This is a genomic window from Plastoroseomonas hellenica, assembly GCF_018129085.1.
GTDB lineage: Bacteria > Pseudomonadota > Alphaproteobacteria > Acetobacterales > Acetobacteraceae > Plastoroseomonas > Plastoroseomonas hellenica.
This window is the reverse complement of record NZ_JAAGBB010000009.1, coordinates 48882-64572: the sequence shown is the minus strand read 5'-3', so window position 1 is coordinate 64572 and position 15691 is coordinate 48882. Positions and strand designations below refer to the sequence as shown.

15 protein-coding genes are annotated in these 15691 nt (G+C 70.2%); 10 read left to right on the top strand and 5 right to left on the bottom strand.

Annotation, left to right across the window (positions count from 1 at the left end; all coding sequences use genetic code 11):
- Window positions 1-172: 172 nt before the first annotated feature.
- Window positions 173-913 carry an SGNH/GDSL hydrolase family protein gene (locus GXW71_RS09295; protein ID WP_211852214.1) on the bottom strand — a complete coding sequence of 247 codons (741 nt, stop codon included), beginning with the start codon at window positions 911-913 and terminating at the stop codon, window positions 173-175.
- A 108-nt stretch (window positions 914-1021) separates the two neighbouring features.
- Here GXW71_RS09295 and GXW71_RS09290 point away from each other — a divergent pair, with 108 nt between their 5' ends.
- From GXW71_RS09290 to GXW71_RS09250, 10 genes are all read left to right on the top strand, one after another.
- Entirely contained in the window at window positions 1022-2206 is a 1185-nt protein-coding gene (locus GXW71_RS09290; RefSeq protein ID WP_211852213.1) for an OpgC family protein, read from the top strand.
- Window positions 2206-2952 carry an SGNH/GDSL hydrolase family protein gene (locus GXW71_RS09285; protein ID WP_211852212.1) on the top strand — a complete coding sequence of 249 codons (747 nt, stop codon included), beginning with the start codon at window positions 2206-2208 and terminating at the stop codon, window positions 2950-2952. The genes GXW71_RS09290 and GXW71_RS09285 overlap by 1 nt, the downstream gene beginning before the upstream one ends.
- A 114-nt stretch (window positions 2953-3066) precedes the next feature.
- Window positions 3067-4050, top strand: coding sequence for a Bug family tripartite tricarboxylate transporter substrate binding protein (locus tag GXW71_RS09280; RefSeq protein ID WP_211852211.1), 984 nt, complete (start codon window positions 3067-3069; stop codon window positions 4048-4050).
- Between the two features lie 16 nt (window positions 4051-4066).
- Window positions 4067-4858 carry an HpcH/HpaI aldolase family protein gene (locus GXW71_RS09275; RefSeq protein ID WP_211852210.1) on the top strand — a complete coding sequence of 264 codons (792 nt, stop codon included), beginning with the start codon at window positions 4067-4069 and terminating at the stop codon, window positions 4856-4858.
- A complete protein-coding gene (locus GXW71_RS09270) occupies window positions 4855-5802 on the top strand; it encodes an NAD(P)-dependent oxidoreductase (protein WP_211852209.1) in 948 nt (315 codons plus the stop codon). Before GXW71_RS09275 ends, GXW71_RS09270 begins: the two co-directional genes overlap by 4 nt.
- Before the next feature lie 14 nt (window positions 5803-5816).
- Window positions 5817-6902: an Ldh family oxidoreductase gene (locus GXW71_RS09265; protein WP_211852208.1), complete on the top strand. Its 1086-nt coding sequence runs from the start codon at window positions 5817-5819 to the stop codon at window positions 6900-6902.
- Between the two features lie 24 nt (window positions 6903-6926).
- Complete coding sequence (locus tag GXW71_RS09260) at window positions 6927-7904, top strand: Bug family tripartite tricarboxylate transporter substrate binding protein (RefSeq protein ID WP_211852207.1); 978 nt, start codon at window positions 6927-6929, stop codon at window positions 7902-7904.
- A 39-nt stretch (window positions 7905-7943) separates the two neighbouring features.
- Complete coding sequence (locus GXW71_RS35605) at window positions 7944-8081, top strand: AtuA-related protein (protein WP_456315984.1); 138 nt, start codon at window positions 7944-7946, stop codon at window positions 8079-8081.
- Between the two features lie 31 nt (window positions 8082-8112).
- The gene (locus GXW71_RS09255) at window positions 8113-10755 is read left to right on the top strand and encodes a sensor histidine kinase (RefSeq protein ID WP_211852206.1); all 2643 of its coding nucleotides are present in this window, start codon (window positions 8113-8115) and stop codon (window positions 10753-10755) included.
- Window positions 10752-11438, top strand: a complete 687-nt coding sequence (locus tag GXW71_RS09250) for a response regulator (RefSeq protein WP_211852205.1) — start codon at window positions 10752-10754, stop codon at window positions 11436-11438. Before GXW71_RS09255 ends, GXW71_RS09250 begins: the two co-directional genes overlap by 4 nt.
- A gap of 110 nt (window positions 11439-11548) precedes the next feature.
- Here GXW71_RS09250 and GXW71_RS09245 read toward each other — a convergent pair whose 3' ends face one another.
- Genes GXW71_RS09245 through leuC form a run of 4 tightly spaced genes read right to left on the bottom strand, consistent with a single transcriptional unit; the run spans window position 11549 to window position 15689 of the window.
- Window positions 11549-12532 (bottom strand): Bug family tripartite tricarboxylate transporter substrate binding protein, encoded by a 984-nt coding sequence (locus GXW71_RS09245; RefSeq protein WP_211852204.1) that lies wholly within the window; start codon window positions 12530-12532, stop codon window positions 11549-11551.
- 31 nt (window positions 12533-12563) lie between these two features.
- Complete coding sequence (gene leuB / locus GXW71_RS09240) at window positions 12564-13640, bottom strand: 3-isopropylmalate dehydrogenase (protein ID WP_211852203.1); 1077 nt, start codon at window positions 13638-13640, stop codon at window positions 12564-12566.
- Between the two features lie 14 nt (window positions 13641-13654).
- The gene (gene leuD, locus GXW71_RS09235) at window positions 13655-14254 is read right to left on the bottom strand and encodes a 3-isopropylmalate dehydratase small subunit (protein ID WP_211852202.1); all 600 of its coding nucleotides are present in this window, start codon (window positions 14252-14254) and stop codon (window positions 13655-13657) included.
- A 4-nt stretch (window positions 14255-14258) separates the two neighbouring features.
- Window positions 14259-15689, bottom strand: coding sequence for a 3-isopropylmalate dehydratase large subunit (gene leuC, locus GXW71_RS09230; protein ID WP_211852201.1), 1431 nt, complete (start codon window positions 15687-15689; stop codon window positions 14259-14261).
- Between the last annotated feature and the right edge of the window lie 2 nt (window positions 15690-15691).

The following is a 15691-nucleotide window of genomic DNA, read 5'->3' as shown; positions in this document are numbered from 1 at the left end:
GCAAGTGCCGCGGCCGCAGGCCGCCATCCGGTTCGGCGGAGCGAGGCGAAGCCGATGCTCCGGGGCCGCGAATGCGGCCCCGCGCGCGACCGACCGTTATCGCCAGCGCGCCCTGACAGCGCGGAAGCCAAGCCGGCGGATGCCGGCGCCCGGCGTTTGAGGGCAGCAAATACTACCGCCTGGCGGCGGTAGTGGGTGGGCGCAGGGCCCCGATGATGCCCTCCGCCAGCGCCCCGGCGACGCAATCATAGCCGAGATCGGTATGGTGCAGCCCGTCCGGCCCGATCACCGCAGTGTTGGCCAGCCCCGAATGCTCCCATCCGCGCATCAGCGCCGCGCGGGAGAAGATCGGCAGGTGCCGCTCCGCGGCGATCTCGGCCAGGATCACCTCGAACCGGCGGTGGCCGGGCATGGCGTTGATGCGGGGCGCGACCTGGCTGTCCATTAGCAGCACTTCGACACCCGCCTCGCGAAGCTGGTCCAGCCCAGCCTCCATGCCGGCACGGAATGCCGCCGGGTCCATGTGCCGCAGAACGGCGTTGGCGCCGGCCTGCCAGATCACCAGCGTCGGCCCGGCGTCCAACACGTCCCGCCGCAGCCGCGCCAGCATCTCCGACACGTCCTCGCCGCCCTTGCCGCGGTTGATCACGCTGATCCGCTGTCCGGGCAGGGCGGCCCGCAGCCGCGCCTGGAGCCGCGCGGGATAGGTGGCCAGCGGTCCGCTCGCGCCAAAGCCCTCGGTCGAGGAGGAGCCAAAGGCGAGGATTCTCACCGGCCGCCCCTCCGCCACCGCCATCCGGGTGGCCGGCAGCGTGAAGCCCGGCACCGGCAGAGCGGGGCAGGCAGCCCAGGCAGGGAAGGAGGTCAGGACCAGCGCGACCAGAAGCGCCGCGCGGCGGGGGAGGCGGGGCATGGGGCATCATGGCCTGCAAGGCGCGGCGCCGCCAAGTCATCCGCCACGGAATTTTGCCTCGCCATTAACGATCCGGAGTGCCTTCCTCCTCCCGGAAGGAGACGCGCCATGGACGGTTCGACCCGCGCCCCGCCGGCCGCCGGCGATCGCCGCCCGCGCGACCTCCGCGCGGATTTCTTTCGCGGCATGGCGCTCTGGTTCATTTTCATCGACCATATCCCGGGCAACTGGCTCGGCAACCTGACGCTCCGCAACCTGGCGCTGAGCGATGCGACGGAGGCCTTCGTGCTGCTCGCCGGCTATGCCGCCGGGATCGCCTATGGTGCCGCGCTGGATCGCGACGGCTGGCTCTTCGCCGGCGCCCAGGTGGTGCGGCGCGTCGGCACGCTCTACGTCGCGCATATCGTGCTGTTCGTGATGTTCACAGCCCAGGTCGGGCTTTCAGCCGCGACGCTGGACGCCGCGATCTACATCGACGAGCTGCACCTCGACGCCTTCGGCCAGGAGCCCTACCGCGCGTTGTTGGAGGCGCTGCTGCTGCGCTTCCAGCCTGCCTTCCTGAACATCCTGCCGCTCTACATCGTGCTGTTGCTGCAATTCGCGCTGCTGCTGCCGCTGCTGCGCCATCCGCGCCTGTTGCTGGCGCTGGCGGTGGTTTTCTATGCGGTGGTGCGCGCCTTCAATCTGGAGCTGCCGACCTGGGCGGGTGGTGGCTGGTTCTTCAACCCGCTCGCCTGGCAGTTGCTGTTCTTCATCGGTTGCACCCTTGGCTACCGGGCGCCCGACGGCGCTCGCCCGCCATTGGCGATCCGCTGGCACTGGCTGCTCGGCGCCGCCGTGGCGCTGTGGCTGGTCTTCACCTTCGTGCTGCTGTTCCTCGGCTGGCACCGCCCCAACCTCGGGCTGCTGGCACCGCGCTGGTTCACCGGGCTGCTGACCGATGTGGACAAGACCTCGCTGCATCCCTTCCGGCTGCTCTCGATCCTGGCGCTGACCTATCTGGTGGCCCATGCGGTGCCGATCGGCGCTGCATGGCTCCGCTCCCGGATGGCCGCGCCCTTCGTGCTGATGGGCAAGCAGGGGTTGCCGGTCTTCTGCAGCGGCATCCTGTTCGCCTTTCTCGGCCGCCTGGCGTTGGAGCAGTCGGACCGCTGGACGATGCAGGCCGCGGTCAACCTGGCTGGCCTGCTGAGCCTCGTTGCCGTCGGCGCGCTGGCCGCCTGGTATAAGGAACGGGAACGTGCGCCCCGCGCGGCGACGCCGCAGCCCGTCACCCCGGGGAGGCCGGCCTGATGCGGATCCCCTGTGCCGCCCTGCTTGGCCTGATGCTTCTGGCGACGGCGGCTTCCCCCGTGCAGGCCGGACCCTGCGACGCGCCAGCGGAATGGCTGGATTCCGACGCACCGTTGCCCATCACGGCTGAAGCCGTGCGAGAGGGGGCGCTGCGCATCCTGGTGGTCGGGTCCGCCTCCGTCCTCGGCCCCGGCAGCAGCGGTCCTGCCGCCGCCTGGCCGGCGCGGCTGGAAGCGCGGCTGCGTGCTCTGCGTCCAGGCCTGCGCGTCGAGGTCGCGGTGCGGGGTGGCCGCGGCCTGACGGCGGCCGACATGCTGACGCTGCTCGATGCCGCTGCGAACCCGCCGCCGCACCTCGTCATCTGGCAGGCTGGCACGGTCGAGGCGGCACGCGGTGTCGATACCGACTGGCTCGCGACCCGGCTGGATGCCGGGCTGACGAAGCTCGGGGAGCGCGGCATCGACGCGGTGCTGATGGACCAGCAATTCTCCCGATTCATGCGTGCCAATGCGGATATCGAACCCTATCGCGCGGTGCTGCGCATCGCCGCCGCCACCCATGGCGTGCCGCTCTTCAACCGTTACGAGTTGATGCAGCACTGGGCCGACAATGAGAGCATCGACCTGGAGCGCACCCCGCGCGAGGGCCGGGTCGCCGCCGCCGACCGGCTCGGCGAATGCCTCGGCCAGTCGCTGGCGGCGCTGATCCTGGACGCGGTGGCGGACGCGCTGGTCACTCGCCCATAGCATGCGTCTATGGGCTGCGGCGGTCTTGCGATTGGACCGATCCGGCATGCCCCCCGCAGGCTTCCGCACAAGGACAGCGCCGGCGACGGCGCGCGAGGGGGCACGGCCAGGCGCATGCGCAGCATCCATCGTCGCGGAATCATGGCCGGCCTGGCGGCGGCGGGCACGCTGGCCGCGAACCGCGCCTGGGCCTGGCCTGACCGGGCCATGCGCATCGTCATGCCCTTCGCGCCGGGCGGCAATGGCGACCTGACGATCCGCATCGCGGCGGCGGGCCTCGCCGAATGGCTCGGCCAGCCGATGGTGGTGGACAACCGGCCCGGTGCCGGTGGCAGCATCGGGACGGCGGAGATCGCCCGTGCGCGGCCGGACGGCCATTCGCTGCTCGGCGCCACGGCGGGACCACTGGTCATCAATCCGCTGGTGCAGGCGAACCTCAGCTATCATCCGCTGCGGGACTTCGCCCATGTCGGGCTGATCAGCCGCATGCCGATGGTCATCATCCTCGGCAATGCCGTGCCGGCGCGCAGCCTCGCCGAGCTGGTCGCGCTGTCCAAGGCGCAGCCCGGGCGCATCTCCATCGCGACCTCTGGCATCGGTGGCGCCAATCACCTGCCGCTGGAGCTCTTCAACGCCGCGACCGGCGCCGGGCTGATGCATGTGCCTTATCGCGGTGGCGGTGCTGCGATCCCGGACATCGTCGCCGGCACCGTCTCCGGCGCACTGACCGAGCTGTCCGGCGTGCTCGACCTGCACCGCACCGGCCGGGCCCGCATCATCGCGGTGGCCGCGCCCGAACGCTCCGCCGCGTTGCCGGAGGTGCCGACCTTCATCGAGACGGGGTTCGGGGGCTTCACCGCCGAAGCCTTCGTCGGCGTCTCCGCCCCTGCCGGCACTCCGGCACCGGCGCTGGCGCGCCTGCAGGAGGCGCTGGTCGCGACCCTGGCCGACGCGACGATCCAGGCGCGGCTGCTCGCCCTCGGCGGTGCGCTGGCGACGCCGGCGCAGCAACGGCCGGAAGGCTTCATCCCCTATCTCGAGGCCGAGATCGCCAAGGCCCGGCGTGGCGTCGAGATCGCTGGCCTCAAGCCCGAATAGATCCGGAGGAGTGCTCATGCTGATCAACCCCGTGAAGGAGCGGATGCAGGCCGGGGAGGCCGCACTCGGCCTCAGCGTGCGCCTGGCGCGCTCCCCCGACATCGCGCGCATCGCCAAGGCGACCGGGCATGATTTCCTCTTCATCGATGTCCAGCATTCGATCTTCAACCTGGAGACCATCATCGGCATTGCCCATACCGCGCTCGCGATCGGTGTCGCGCCGGTGGTGCGGGTGCGCAGCGTCGACGACCCGGATGTCTCGCTGCTGCTCGACAACGGCGTCTCCGGCATCGTCTTCCCCGACGTCAATAGCGCCGAGGAGGCGCGTCGCGCCGTCGGCCGTTGCCGTTTTCCGCCGATCGGCGGCCGCTCCGTCTCCGGCGGCTATCCGCAGTTCGACTACCGCAGCATGCCGATCGCGGAGGCGGTGCCCGCGCTCGACCGCGCGACCCTCGTCGTCTGCATGATCGAGACCGCGCAGGGCCTGGCGGCGCTGGAGGAGATCGCGGCGGTGCCCGGCGTGGACGTCATCCATGTCGGCGCCAACGACCTCTTGGTCTCGCTTGGAAAGCCGGGACGGTTCGATGATCCCGCGGTGACCGAAGCGATGGACCGCGCCATCGCGGCGGCCGAGAAGCACGGCATCCATGCCGGCTGCGGCGGCAACCGCGACGTGGCGCGGCAGGCGGCGGCGATCCGGCGCGGCGTGCGCTTCGTCACAACCCAGACCGATATCGGCTTCCTGACCGCCGCGGCCAGCCAATGGACCACCGGCCTGCGCAAGGCGTTGGCGGAGCCCGGCACGTGAGCAATCGCTCGAAGATCTTCGTCCTCGACGTCTTCCACCCGGCCGGCATCGCCATCGCTGCGGAGGAGGCGGATCTGGTGCTCTGGGACGATCCCGCCGTCGTCAACTGGCGGGAGGAGGCGGATGCGCTGATGGTCCGCATGACGCCATTGCGGGCTGAGGATTTCGCCCGTGCACGGCGCCTGAAGGTGGTGGTCAAGCAGGGCGTCGGCATCGAGACCATCGATCTCGCGGCCGCCGCCGCCCATGGCGTCGCGGTCTGCAATACGCCGGGCGTGAACAGCGAGGCGGTGGCGGAGCTGGCCCTGGCCCTGGGTCTCGCCGTCACGCGCCGCGTCGCGGAGATGGACCGCGCGGTGCGCAGCGGCGGCAAGGTGCGGCGCGACGACTATCTCGGCCTCGAAGCCTCAGGCCGTGCCGTCGGCATCATCGGCATGGGCAATATCGGCACCCGGGTCGCGCGCAAATGGCGCGGCGCCTTCGATCTGCGCCTGATCGGCTACGATCCCTACGTACCCGCGACGCATTGGGCCGATCTGCCGCATGAGCGGGCGCCGACGCTGCAGGCCTTGCTGCCGCAGGTGGATATCCTCACCATCCATTGCCCGCTGAACGCCGAGACGCGGCATATGATCGGCCGCGCCGAGCTGGCGCTGATGAAACCGGGCGCCGTCCTGGTGAATGCGGCGCGCGGCGGCATCGTCGATGAGGCAGCGCTCTATGATGCGCTGCGCGAAGGGTGCCTGTTCGGCGCCGGCCTCGACGTCTTCGAAGTGGAGCCGCCGACGCTCGAATCGACGCCGCTGCTCTCCTTGCCCAACCTGGTCGCGACGCCGCATGCCGCCGGCGGTACCGAGGAGACCCAGGCGCGCAGTTCCGAGCTGGTCGCGCGGCAGGTCCTGGATGTGCTGGCCGGTCGTCCGGCGCTCAGCCGCGTCGCCTGAAGGAGAAGACCCACGTGCAGCGTATCCCCGCCGAAACCTGCCGCGCCCAGATCGTCGCAGTGCTCACCGCCTGGGGCATGGACCCGGCGCTGATCGCGACCACCGCCGAGGTGATGATCGAAACCGACCTCGCGGGCGTCGATAGCCACGGCATCTCGATGCTGATGGACTATGACGACTCGCGCCGGAAGGGGAAGCTGAACCTCGCTGCCAGGCCGCGCGTGGTGCGGGAGAATCCGGTGACTGCGCTGGTCGATGCCGATGCCGGGCTCGGCCATCCGGCCGCGGTCTTCGGCATGGAACTCGCGATCGGGAAGGCGAAGGCTGCCGGCGTCGGCGTGGTGACGGTGCGCAACTCCCACCATTTCGGCGCGGCCGGCTATTACGCCGAGATGGCAGCGCAGCAAGGTCTGGTCGGATTCGTCACCAGCGCGACGCGTACCATCTCCGTGGTGCCGACCCGGGCGGCGGTGCCGGTGCTCGGCACCAACCCGATCGCCTTCGCCGCCCCCGCCAAGCGCAACCGTGCCTTCCGGCTCGACATGGCGACCAGCACGACGGCGGCGAACAAGGTCAAGGTCTACGACCTACAGGGCAAAGCGCTGCCGGCCGGCTGGGTGCTGGACGGCAAGGGCAATCCGGTCACCGATGCCGCCGAAGCCTGGGACACCATCAAGAACCGCGACGAAGGGGGGCTGACCCCGGTCGGCGGCACCGCCGCGATGGCGAGCCACAAGGGCTACGGCCTCGGCATGATGGTGCATATCCTGGGCGGCGTGCTGTCCGGCGCCTCCTTCTCACCGCTGCGGGTGAAGACGCAGCGGCCGCAGGATCCCGACAATCTCGGCCACTTCTTCATGGCGCTCAACCCCGAGGCCTTCCGCGACGAAGGCGAGTTCGAGGCCGATCTCGATGATGCCATCGACGTGCTGCACGCGACGACGCCTGCCGACCCGGCACTGCCGGTGCTGGTCCCGGGTGATCCGGAAGCCGCATCCCGCGCCGCGCGCCTGCGCGACGGCATCCCGGTGCCGGGGACGCTCGTCGCCAAGATCCGCGACATCTGCGCCGGCTGCGGGGCCCAGTTCGTGCTCGCCTGAAATCACTATCGGGGAGGAAACACAATGAACGTCACACGCCGGGGCCTTGCGGCCCTGGGCGCCGCGCTGCCGGCGGTGGCGCGGGCGCAGGGCGCGTCCGATTTCCCGCGCCAGCCGATCCGCCTGGTGGTGCCCTTCGCACCCGGCGGCACCACGGACATCATCGCCCGCATCCTGGCACCCGGCATGCAGGAGCGGCTCGGTGGCCGTGGCGTGGTGATCGAGAATCGCGGCGGCGCCGCCGGCGTGCTCGGCGCGGAGGCGGTGATCTCGGCACCGGCCGATGGGCATACCCTGGCCTTCTTCAGCATCACCAACGCGGTGCTGAACGCAGGACTGATCCGCAACCCGCGGCTCGATCCACGCACCGCCTTCACACCGGTCTCGCTGGTCGCGACCTTGCCGATGGTGCTGACCGTCGGCAACCACGTGCCGGCCCGCAGCCTGCCGGAGCTGATCGCGCTGATGCGCGAACGTCCGGGCCAGCTCACCTACGGCTCCTCCGGCACCGGCGGCATCAACCATCTCGGTGCGCATCTCCTCAACATGCGCACCAACACCCAGGCAGTGCATGTGCCTTATCGCGGCGCTGGCCTGGTCTATGCCGACATGATGGCGGGCAATGTGGACTTCCTGGTCGAAGGCATCGCCTCCCAGGCGCCCTTCGTGAAGAATGGGCAGATCCGTGCCCTGGCTACGCTCGACCGCACCCGCAACACGCTGTTGCCCGACACGCCAACGGCCATCGAGCAGGGGCTGGCCGATTTCGAGATCATGAACTTCATGTCGGTCTTCGCCCCCGCCGCCACGCCCCCGCCGGTGATCCAACGGCTGGAAGGTGCGATCCGCGGCGCGGTGCGGAACGAAGCGGCCAGCCAGCGCTTCCGCGAAAGCGGCGCCGAGCCCGCCGGCAGCACTACCGAGGAGTTCCGCAGCTTCTGGCAGGCGCAGCTCGCGCTCTGGCTGCCGGTGGTCGAAGCCTCCGGCGTCCGGATCGAATAGGACGCGCGACAGCATCCGTACCGGTGGCGGTGTGCGGCGCTGCGAGATCGCAGCCTCAAGGCCTTCAATGTCGTGATCGGGCGCGCGGTCGGCGACGGCTTCACGATCTCCCTCGCCCAGGACATCCACGGCAAGGGCCTGGGCAACATCTTGCTGGGAATTCCTCTGCCTGATTAGCCGGGACGGCGGTCTGGGCTATATCTCTCCCATGTCACCCCGCCCAGATCCCGGCCGCCCGGACCCGGACGCATTGCTCGCCCGCGCCGCGAGGGAAGGGCGCGGCCGTTTCAAGATTTTCCTCGGCGCCGCCCCCGGCGTCGGCAAGACCTTCGAGATGCTGGCCGAGGCCGAGCGCCGCTACGCCGCGGGCGACGATGTGGTGATCGGCATCGTCGAGACCCATGGCCGCGCCGAGACCACCGCCCGCATCGGCGATCTTCCCGTGCTGCCGCGTGCCCGGCTGGAGCATCGCGGCCAGGTGCTGGAGGAGTTCGACCTCGACGCTGCCTTGGCCCGTCGCCCCGCCATCCTGCTGCTGGACGAGTTGGCGCACAGCAATGCTCCCGGCAGCCGCCACCCGAAGCGCTGGCAGGATGTCGAGGAGTTGCGGGCCGCCAACATCGAGGTCTGGGCGACGATGAACGTCCAGCACCTGGAAAGCGCGGCGGAGGCGGTCGCGCGGATCACCGGGGTGCGCGTCGCCGAAACGGTGCCCGACCAGGTGCTCAGCAGCGCCGATGCGGTGGAGCTGATCGACATCCCGCCCGCCGAGCTCCTGGAGCGGATGCGCCAGGGCAAGGTCTATCGCGCCGACCAGGCGGAGCGCGCGCTCCAAGGCTTTTTCCGCGAGGGCAACCTGGCCGCGCTGCGGGAGCTGGCGCTGCGCCGCACCGCCGAACATGTCGATGCCGATGTCACCGGCTATATGCGCGCCCATGCCATCGAAGGACCGTGGCCGAGCGGCGATCGCGTCATGGCGCTGATCGGCACCGACGCGGCCGCCGAAGGCGTGGTGCGCGCCGCGCGCCGCATCGCCGATGCGCTGAAGGCGCCGCTGGTCGCATTGCATGTCGAGCGACCCGATTCAGCAGGGGATGCCGGCGCGGCACTACGCCTGGCAGAACAGCTCGGCGCCGCGATCGTGGTGGTGGTTGCGACCGATTTGCCGAGTGCCATCCTCGACACGGCCCGGACGCGGAACGTCACCCATCTGGTGGTCGGCCGCGGGCGCCCGCCGGCCTGGCGGCGGCTGCTCGGGCGCACGCTCTCCGCGGCGCTGCTGCGGGAGGGTTCCGATTTCGCGCTGCACCTGGTGCCCGATCCTGCGACGGGGCCGCGGCCGCCGCCGCCGGCGATCCGGCCATTGCCGGCCTGGCTGCCCTGGGTGACGCCACCGCTGCTGGTTGCCGCCGCGACGCTGGTCGGCCTTTCGCTCGATGGCCTGGTGCCGGATGCCGGCATCGGCATGGTCTATCTGGTGCCGATCGTCGCCGCCGCCGTCGGTTTCGGGCCGCTGCACGGCCTCGCCACCGCCGTGCTCGCCTTCCTGGCCTGGAACTTCCTGTTTCTGCCGCCACGCTACACCTTCACGATCGGCGGACCGCAGGATGTGGTCGGTGTCGTCGTCTTCGCGCTGGTCGCGCTGCTGCTCGGCGGTACCACCGGTGGCCTTGGCCGCTCGGTCCGCGCCGCTCGCGCACGGCTTGCCGGCCTGCGACGGCTGGTGGAGTTCAGCCGCCGCCTTGGCGCCACCGCCGGCAGCGGTGACCTGCTCGATGCCATCGCGCAGGAAGCGGCGCGCATCGCCGGCTGTCCCGCCTGCATGCTGATGCCATTGCCGCCCGCCCCCGGTGAGACGGCGCCGGAACCGGTGCTGCGTGCTTCCGCCCCCCTCGACGCCGAGCCGGACGAGGCATCCATGGCGGCTGCCCGCTGGGCCATGGCGCAGGGCCGCGCGACCGGGCAGGGCACGGATACGCTGCCTGCCGCCGCCTGGCAGTTCCGCCCGCTGCGCACCGTGCAAGGCGAAGGCGCGGCGGTGCTCGGCCTGCTCGGACTGCGCCCGAACGAGCCGCTCGGCACCGAGGCCAGCGCCACCCTCACCGCGTTGATCGACCAGGCCTCGGTCGCACTGGAACGTGCGCAGCTCGTCGAGGAGAGGGCACGCGGCGCGGCGCGTGCGGAGACGGAGCAGCTTCGTACCGCGCTGCTCACCTCTCTCGGGCATGATCTGAAGACGCCGCTCACCTCGATCCGCGGTGCGCTGGAGACGCTGGCCACCCCGAACCTCCCGCCCGCGACGCGCGATGACCTGGTGGCCGCCGCCAGCGAGGAGGCGGCGCGGCTCGGCCGTTACATCGCCAATATCCTCGACATCGTGCGTCTGGAGGGCGGCCAGGTGGAGCCGCGCCGGGAGCCGACTGACGTCGCCGCGGCCATCGAGGCGGCCGTCGCCCGGGTCGGTGGCCGCGCCATTCTGCGCGACATCGCGCCCGGCTTGCCGCCGCCGCGCCTTGATCCCGTGCTGCTCGACCAGATTCTCGGCAACCTCATCGACAATGCGGTGAAGTTCTCCGGGCCCGACGGCAAGGTCGCGATCAGCGCACGGCGCGAAGGACCGGAGGTCGCGATCGCCGTCGAGGATGACGGCCCTGGCATTCCGCCCGGCGACCTGCATCGCGTCTTCGACCCCTTCTTCCGCGCCACCCGCACCGACCGTGTCGCCGCGGGTACCGGGCTCGGCTTGGCGATCAGCCGTGGCCTCGCTCATGCCATGGGCGGCCGCATCGCAGCCGAGAGCCCGATCGCGCAAGGCCGCGGGGCGCGTGTCACAGTGAGGTTCCCGACATGACGCCGCGCATCCTGGTGGTGGACGACGAGCCGCAGATCCATCGCTTCCTGGGCCCCGCGCTGGAGGCCGCCGGCTATGCAGCGCTACGCGCCGACACCGCCGCCGACGGCCTGCGTCAGGCCGCCACCGGTGCGCCGGCGCTGATCCTGCTCGATCTCGGCCTGCCGGACATGGACGGGCAGCAGGCGATCCCCCGCCTGCGGGCCTTCACGGCGGTTCCGATCATCATCCTCTCCGCCCGTGACCGCGAGCAGGAGAAGGTGGCGGCACTCGATGCCGGCGCCGACGACTACGTCGAGAAGCCCTTCGCCCTGGCGGAGCTGCTGGCGCGGGTGCGGGTGGCGCTGCGCCGCGCCGCGGGAGAGGCTGCCGCTCCGCCGGCCGTGCTGCGCGCCGGCCCGCTCGAGATCGACTTGCCGCGCCGCATCGCGCGGCTGGATGGCGAGGAGCCATTGCGCCTGACGCCGCGCGAATGGGATCTCCTGGTCGCCCTGGCGCGCGCCGGCGAAGGCAGGGTGGTGACGCAGCGTCAGTTGCTGACCGCAATCTGGGGGCCGGCACATGTGGAGGACGCGCAGTATCTGCGCGTCCATATCGGCCATCTCAGGCAGAAGCTCGGGGCGGCGGCGGGGCTGATCCGCACCGAGCCGGGCGTCGGCTATCGCTTCGGTGTCGCGGAGTAGAGCGTGATGACTTGAGGCCGGTCCGGCCGAAAAATCTGAATCACGCGATCAAACAAGGGCTGGAGCATGATGCGTGAGCACTTACAAGCGCATCATGCTCTAGCGCCGCCTCATCCCAGTGTGATCCCGGCGTCACGGATGACCTGCACCGCGACGCTCCGCTGTTGGTCGAGCCAGGTGGCGAAGGCCGCCGGCGAATTGCCGATCATGATCGCGCCGGCCGGATCCATGCGCGCCCGCACCGCAGGGGCACGCGCGGAAACCGCGGCGACCGCCGCGATCCGCTCGATCGCGGCGCGTGGCGTGCCGGCGCCAGCGAAGAGGCCGTTCCAGTCGTTCATGTCGTAGCCGGGAAAGCCCGATTCCGCGATGGTCGGCACATTGGGCAGGGAGGGGATGCGCTCCAGGCTGGTCACCGCCAGAACCCGTGCCTTGCCAGCCTGCACGGGCGGGCGGACGGAGGAAGTGGTGATCAGCACCGCGTCGATGCTGCCGGACATGATGTCGCGCGCCGCATCGGCGCCGCCGCGATAGGGCGAGTGCAGCAGCTGGATGCCCGCCTTCTGCTCCAGCGCGGCCAGCGCCAGATGCGCCATGCCGGCCGCCGGCGGCGTGCCGATGCTGATGGTGGACGGCCGCGCCTTCGCGGCGGCGATGAATTCCTGGAGGGTCCGCGCCGGGAAGTCATCCTTCACCGCGACGACCTGGGGAAAGGAGGAGATCTGCGTTACCGGAATGAAGGCGGTGCGGTAGTCGAAGGGCAGGTCGCGCATCAGCGCCGGATTGGTGAGCTGATTGGCCGCATCGACCAGGAAGGTGTAGCCGTCGCGCGGTGACTGCAGCGTCGCGGCCGCCGCGACCACGGCATTGCCGCCGGTACGGTTCTCGATGACGATGTTCTGACCGAGCGCTTCCTGCATGTCGGCCGCGATCGAGCGTGCCGCGGTATCGGCGGCGCCACCGGCCGCGAAGGCCACGATGAAGCGGATCGGCCGGTCCGGCCGCCAGTCCCCCTGCGCCTGTACGGCGCGGGCGAGGAATGGCGCCGTAAGTGCGCCGCCGAGCAGCGCCCGGCGGTGCGTGGTGATGGTCATTCTTGGTTTCCTCCCTGTGTTTTCATGCGGGTCAGTCCGGCAAGCGTGCGATCTCCCGCGCCACCGCGTCGCCCATGGCCTGGGTGCCGACCAAGGTGGCGCCTTCTTCCATGATATCAGCGGTCCGCAGGCCCTCGGCCAGTACGCGCCGCACCGCCGTCTCCACCCGCATCGCCATCTCGGGCTTGCCGAGGGACAGGCGCAGCATCATCGCGGCCGACAGGATCGAGGCGAGCGGGTTCGCGATGTCGCGCCCCGCGATGTCCGGTGCCGATCCGTGCACCGGCTCATAGAGCCCGCGTCCCTCGGCGTTCAAGGAGGCGGAGGGCAGCATGCCAAGCGATCCCGTCAGCATCGCCGCCGCGTCCGACAGGATGTCGCCGAAGATATTGCCAGTGACGATCACGTCGAAGTCGCGGGGACGGCGGATCAGGTGCATCGCCGCCGCGTCCACGTAGAGATGCGTGAGCTCCACATCCGGGTATTCGCGCCCGACCTCGGTCACCACCGTGCGCCAGAGCTGCATCGTCTCCAGCACATTCGCCTTGTCGACGGAGCAGAGCTTGCCACGGCGCGCCTGCGCCGCCTTGAAGCCGGCATGCGCGACGCGGCGGATCTCGCTTTCCGTGTAGCGCATGGTGTTGAAGGCGCTGCGCTCGCCGCCTGCGGTGCTGAAGCCGCGGGGAGTGCCGAAATAGATGTCGCTGGTCAGCTCGCGCAGCACCACCAGGTCGACACCCTCCAGCACCTCGCGCCGCAGGGTGGAAGCGCCCGCGAGCTCCGGGATCGCTCGCACCGGCCGGAAATTGGCGAAGAGGTCCAGCCGTTTGCGCAGCCGCAGCAGCCCATGCCCGCCGCGGGCTTCGGGTGGCCGCAGGTCGCTCTCATAAGTGCCGGCAGCACCGAACAGCACGGCATCCGCGCGTTCGGCCAGCACCACCGTTGCCTCCGGCAGCGGGTCGCCGGTGGTATCGTAGGCGGCGTCGCCGATCTTGCCCTCGGTCATCTCGAATTGCGGGCCGTTGGCGGCGACGGCACGCAATGCCTTTACGGCCTCAGCCGTTACCTCCGGACCGATGCCGTCCCCACCGAGAACCGCGATATGCATATGGGCGTCTCCGTTCAATAATTGTCGCGGCCGAGGCGCCGCTCGAAGGCTGCGATTTCCTCGGCGTGGTTCAGGGTGAAGGCGATCTCGTCGAGACCTTCGAGCAGGCACTTCTTGGCGAAGGGATCGATCTCGAAGCGGTAGGTGGCGCCGTCCGGTCCGGTAACGGTCTGCGACGGCAGATCGACCGCGATCTCGGCAGCAGGATCGGCCTGCACCTGCGCGATCAGCGTCGCCACGTCCGCCGCCGGCAGCGTCACCGCCAGCATGCCGTTCTTCACCGCGTTGTTCGCGAAGATGTCGCCAAAGGACGGCGCGATCACCGCGCGCACCCCGTGGTCGTAGAAGGCCCAGACCGCGTTCTCACGCGAGGAGCCGCAGGCGAAGTTGCGTCCACCGAGTGCGATGCGCGCATCCCGCCAATGCGGCTGGTTGAGCGGAAAATCCGGCACCTCGCTGCCGTCAGTCGCCAGCCGCAGGTCGCGAAACAAGTATGCGCCGTGATTGTCGTCGCGCGGGCGCGACAGGTAGCGCGCCGGCAGGATCTGGTCGGTGTCGATGTTCGGTCGTGCGAAGGGCACGGCAGCGGAACGTAGCGCGACAAAGGGTTCCATCGCCTCAGCCCCCCACCATCAGGCGCCGCACATCGGCGAGGTGCCCGGTCACCGCCGCTGCGGCGGCCATTGCCGGACCCATCAGGTGGGTGCGCGCGCCCGGTCCTTGCCGGCCACGGAAATTGCGGTTGGAGGTGGAGGCGACGCGCTCGCCAGGCGCTGCGATCTCGCCATTGGTGCCAAGACACATGGAACATCCGGCCTCGCGCCACTCGAACCCCGCTTCCGTGAAGATGCGGTCGAGCCCTTCCGCCTCCGCCTGCCGCTTCACCGGCGCGGAGCCTGGCACCACCCAGGCGGTGACGCCCTCCGCCACACGGCGGCCACGCGCGACCGCGGCGGCGGCCCGCAGATCCTCGATGCGGCCATTGGTGCAGGAGCCGATGAAGACGCGATTTACCGCGACCTCCTCCAAAGGCGTCCCCGGTATCAGCCCCATATAGGCGAAGGTCCCGGCCATGATGGCGCGGCGCTCGGCATCCGGCTCCATCGCCGGATCAGGGATGCGGGCGTCGATCGGCAGCGCATCCTCCGGGCTGTTGCCCCAGGTCACCATGGGTGCGACGGCATCGCCGTCCAGCGTCACCTCGGTGTCGAAACGCGCCTCCGGATCGGAGGGCAGAGCGCGCCAGCGCATCAGTGCCGCATCCCAGTCATGGCCCTGCGGTGCGAAAGGGCGGCCGGCGATATACTGGAAGGTGGTGTCGTCGGGCGCCACCATGCCCGCGCGCCCGCCGCCTTCGATCGACATGTTGCAGAGCGTGAGGCGCCCTTCCATCGACAGCCCGCGGATGGCGCTGCCCGCATATTCGATCACATGCCCGGTCGCACCGGCCGCGCCGATCTGGGCAATGATCGCCAGGATAACGTCCTTGCCCGTCACCCCGAAGCCGAGCTTGCCATCCACCGTGATGCGCATTGTCGCGGGCTTGCGCTGCCACAGAGACTGCGTCGCCAGCACATGCGCCACTTCCGTCGAGCCGATCCCGAAGGCCAACGCCCCAAGCGCACCGTGGGTCGAGGTGTGGCTGTCGCCGCAGACGATCAGCATGCCCGGCTGGCTGAGCCCGGCCTCCGGCCCCACCACATGCACGATGCCCTGATTGCCATCCGTCAACCCGAAAAGGCGGAAGCCAGATACGGCCGCATTGCGCTCGAGCGCTTCGACCATCCCGCGATGCTCATCGTTCGGGATGGCCTGGCGGGTGCGCGGATCGGTCGGCACATAATGATCGGGTGTCGCGAAGATGCGGTCCGGCGCACGTGGCGCGATGCCGCGGCTGCGCAGCATCTCGAAGGCCGGCGCCGAACCGTCATGTACCAGATGGCGGTCCACATAGAGCAACGTCTGGCCATCATCCCGCTCCAGCACACGGTGGCGGGACCAGATCTTCTCGAACATTGTGCGCGCTTCGGGCGCCTCGCTTCCGGGCATGG

Excerpts from the sequence above, each read along its gene's own strand:
- GXW71_RS09295 (WP_211852214.1), bottom strand. The coding sequence starts at position 913 with ATGCCCCGCCTCCCCCGCCGCGCGGCGCTTCTGGTCGCGCTGGTCCTG.
- leuB (WP_211852203.1), bottom strand. The coding sequence starts at position 13,640 with ATGCATATCGCGGTTCTCGGTGGGGACGGCATCGGTCCGGAGGTAACG.
- GXW71_RS09255 (WP_211852206.1), top strand. The coding sequence starts at position 8,113 with ATGTCACCCCGCCCAGATCCCGGCCGCCCGGACCCGGACGCATTGCTC.
- GXW71_RS09280 (WP_211852211.1), top strand. The coding sequence starts at position 3,067 with ATGCGCAGCATCCATCGTCGCGGAATCATGGCCGGCCTGGCGGCGGCG.
- leuD (WP_211852202.1), bottom strand. The coding sequence starts at position 14,254 with ATGGAACCCTTTGTCGCGCTACGTTCCGCTGCCGTGCCCTTCGCACGA.
- GXW71_RS09260 (WP_211852207.1), top strand. The coding sequence starts at position 6,927 with ATGAACGTCACACGCCGGGGCCTTGCGGCCCTGGGCGCCGCGCTGCCG.
- GXW71_RS09275 (WP_211852210.1), top strand. The coding sequence starts at position 4,067 with ATGCTGATCAACCCCGTGAAGGAGCGGATGCAGGCCGGGGAGGCCGCA.
- GXW71_RS09290 (WP_211852213.1), top strand. The coding sequence starts at position 1,022 with ATGGACGGTTCGACCCGCGCCCCGCCGGCCGCCGGCGATCGCCGCCCG.
- leuC (WP_211852201.1), bottom strand. The coding sequence starts at position 15,689 with ATGCCCGGAAGCGAGGCGCCCGAAGCGCGCACAATGTTCGAGAAGATC.
- GXW71_RS09250 (WP_211852205.1), top strand. The coding sequence starts at position 10,752 with ATGACGCCGCGCATCCTGGTGGTGGACGACGAGCCGCAGATCCATCGC.
- GXW71_RS09245 (WP_211852204.1), bottom strand. The coding sequence starts at position 12,532 with ATGACCATCACCACGCACCGCCGGGCGCTGCTCGGCGGCGCACTTACG.
- GXW71_RS09285 (WP_211852212.1), top strand. The coding sequence starts at position 2,206 with ATGCGGATCCCCTGTGCCGCCCTGCTTGGCCTGATGCTTCTGGCGACG.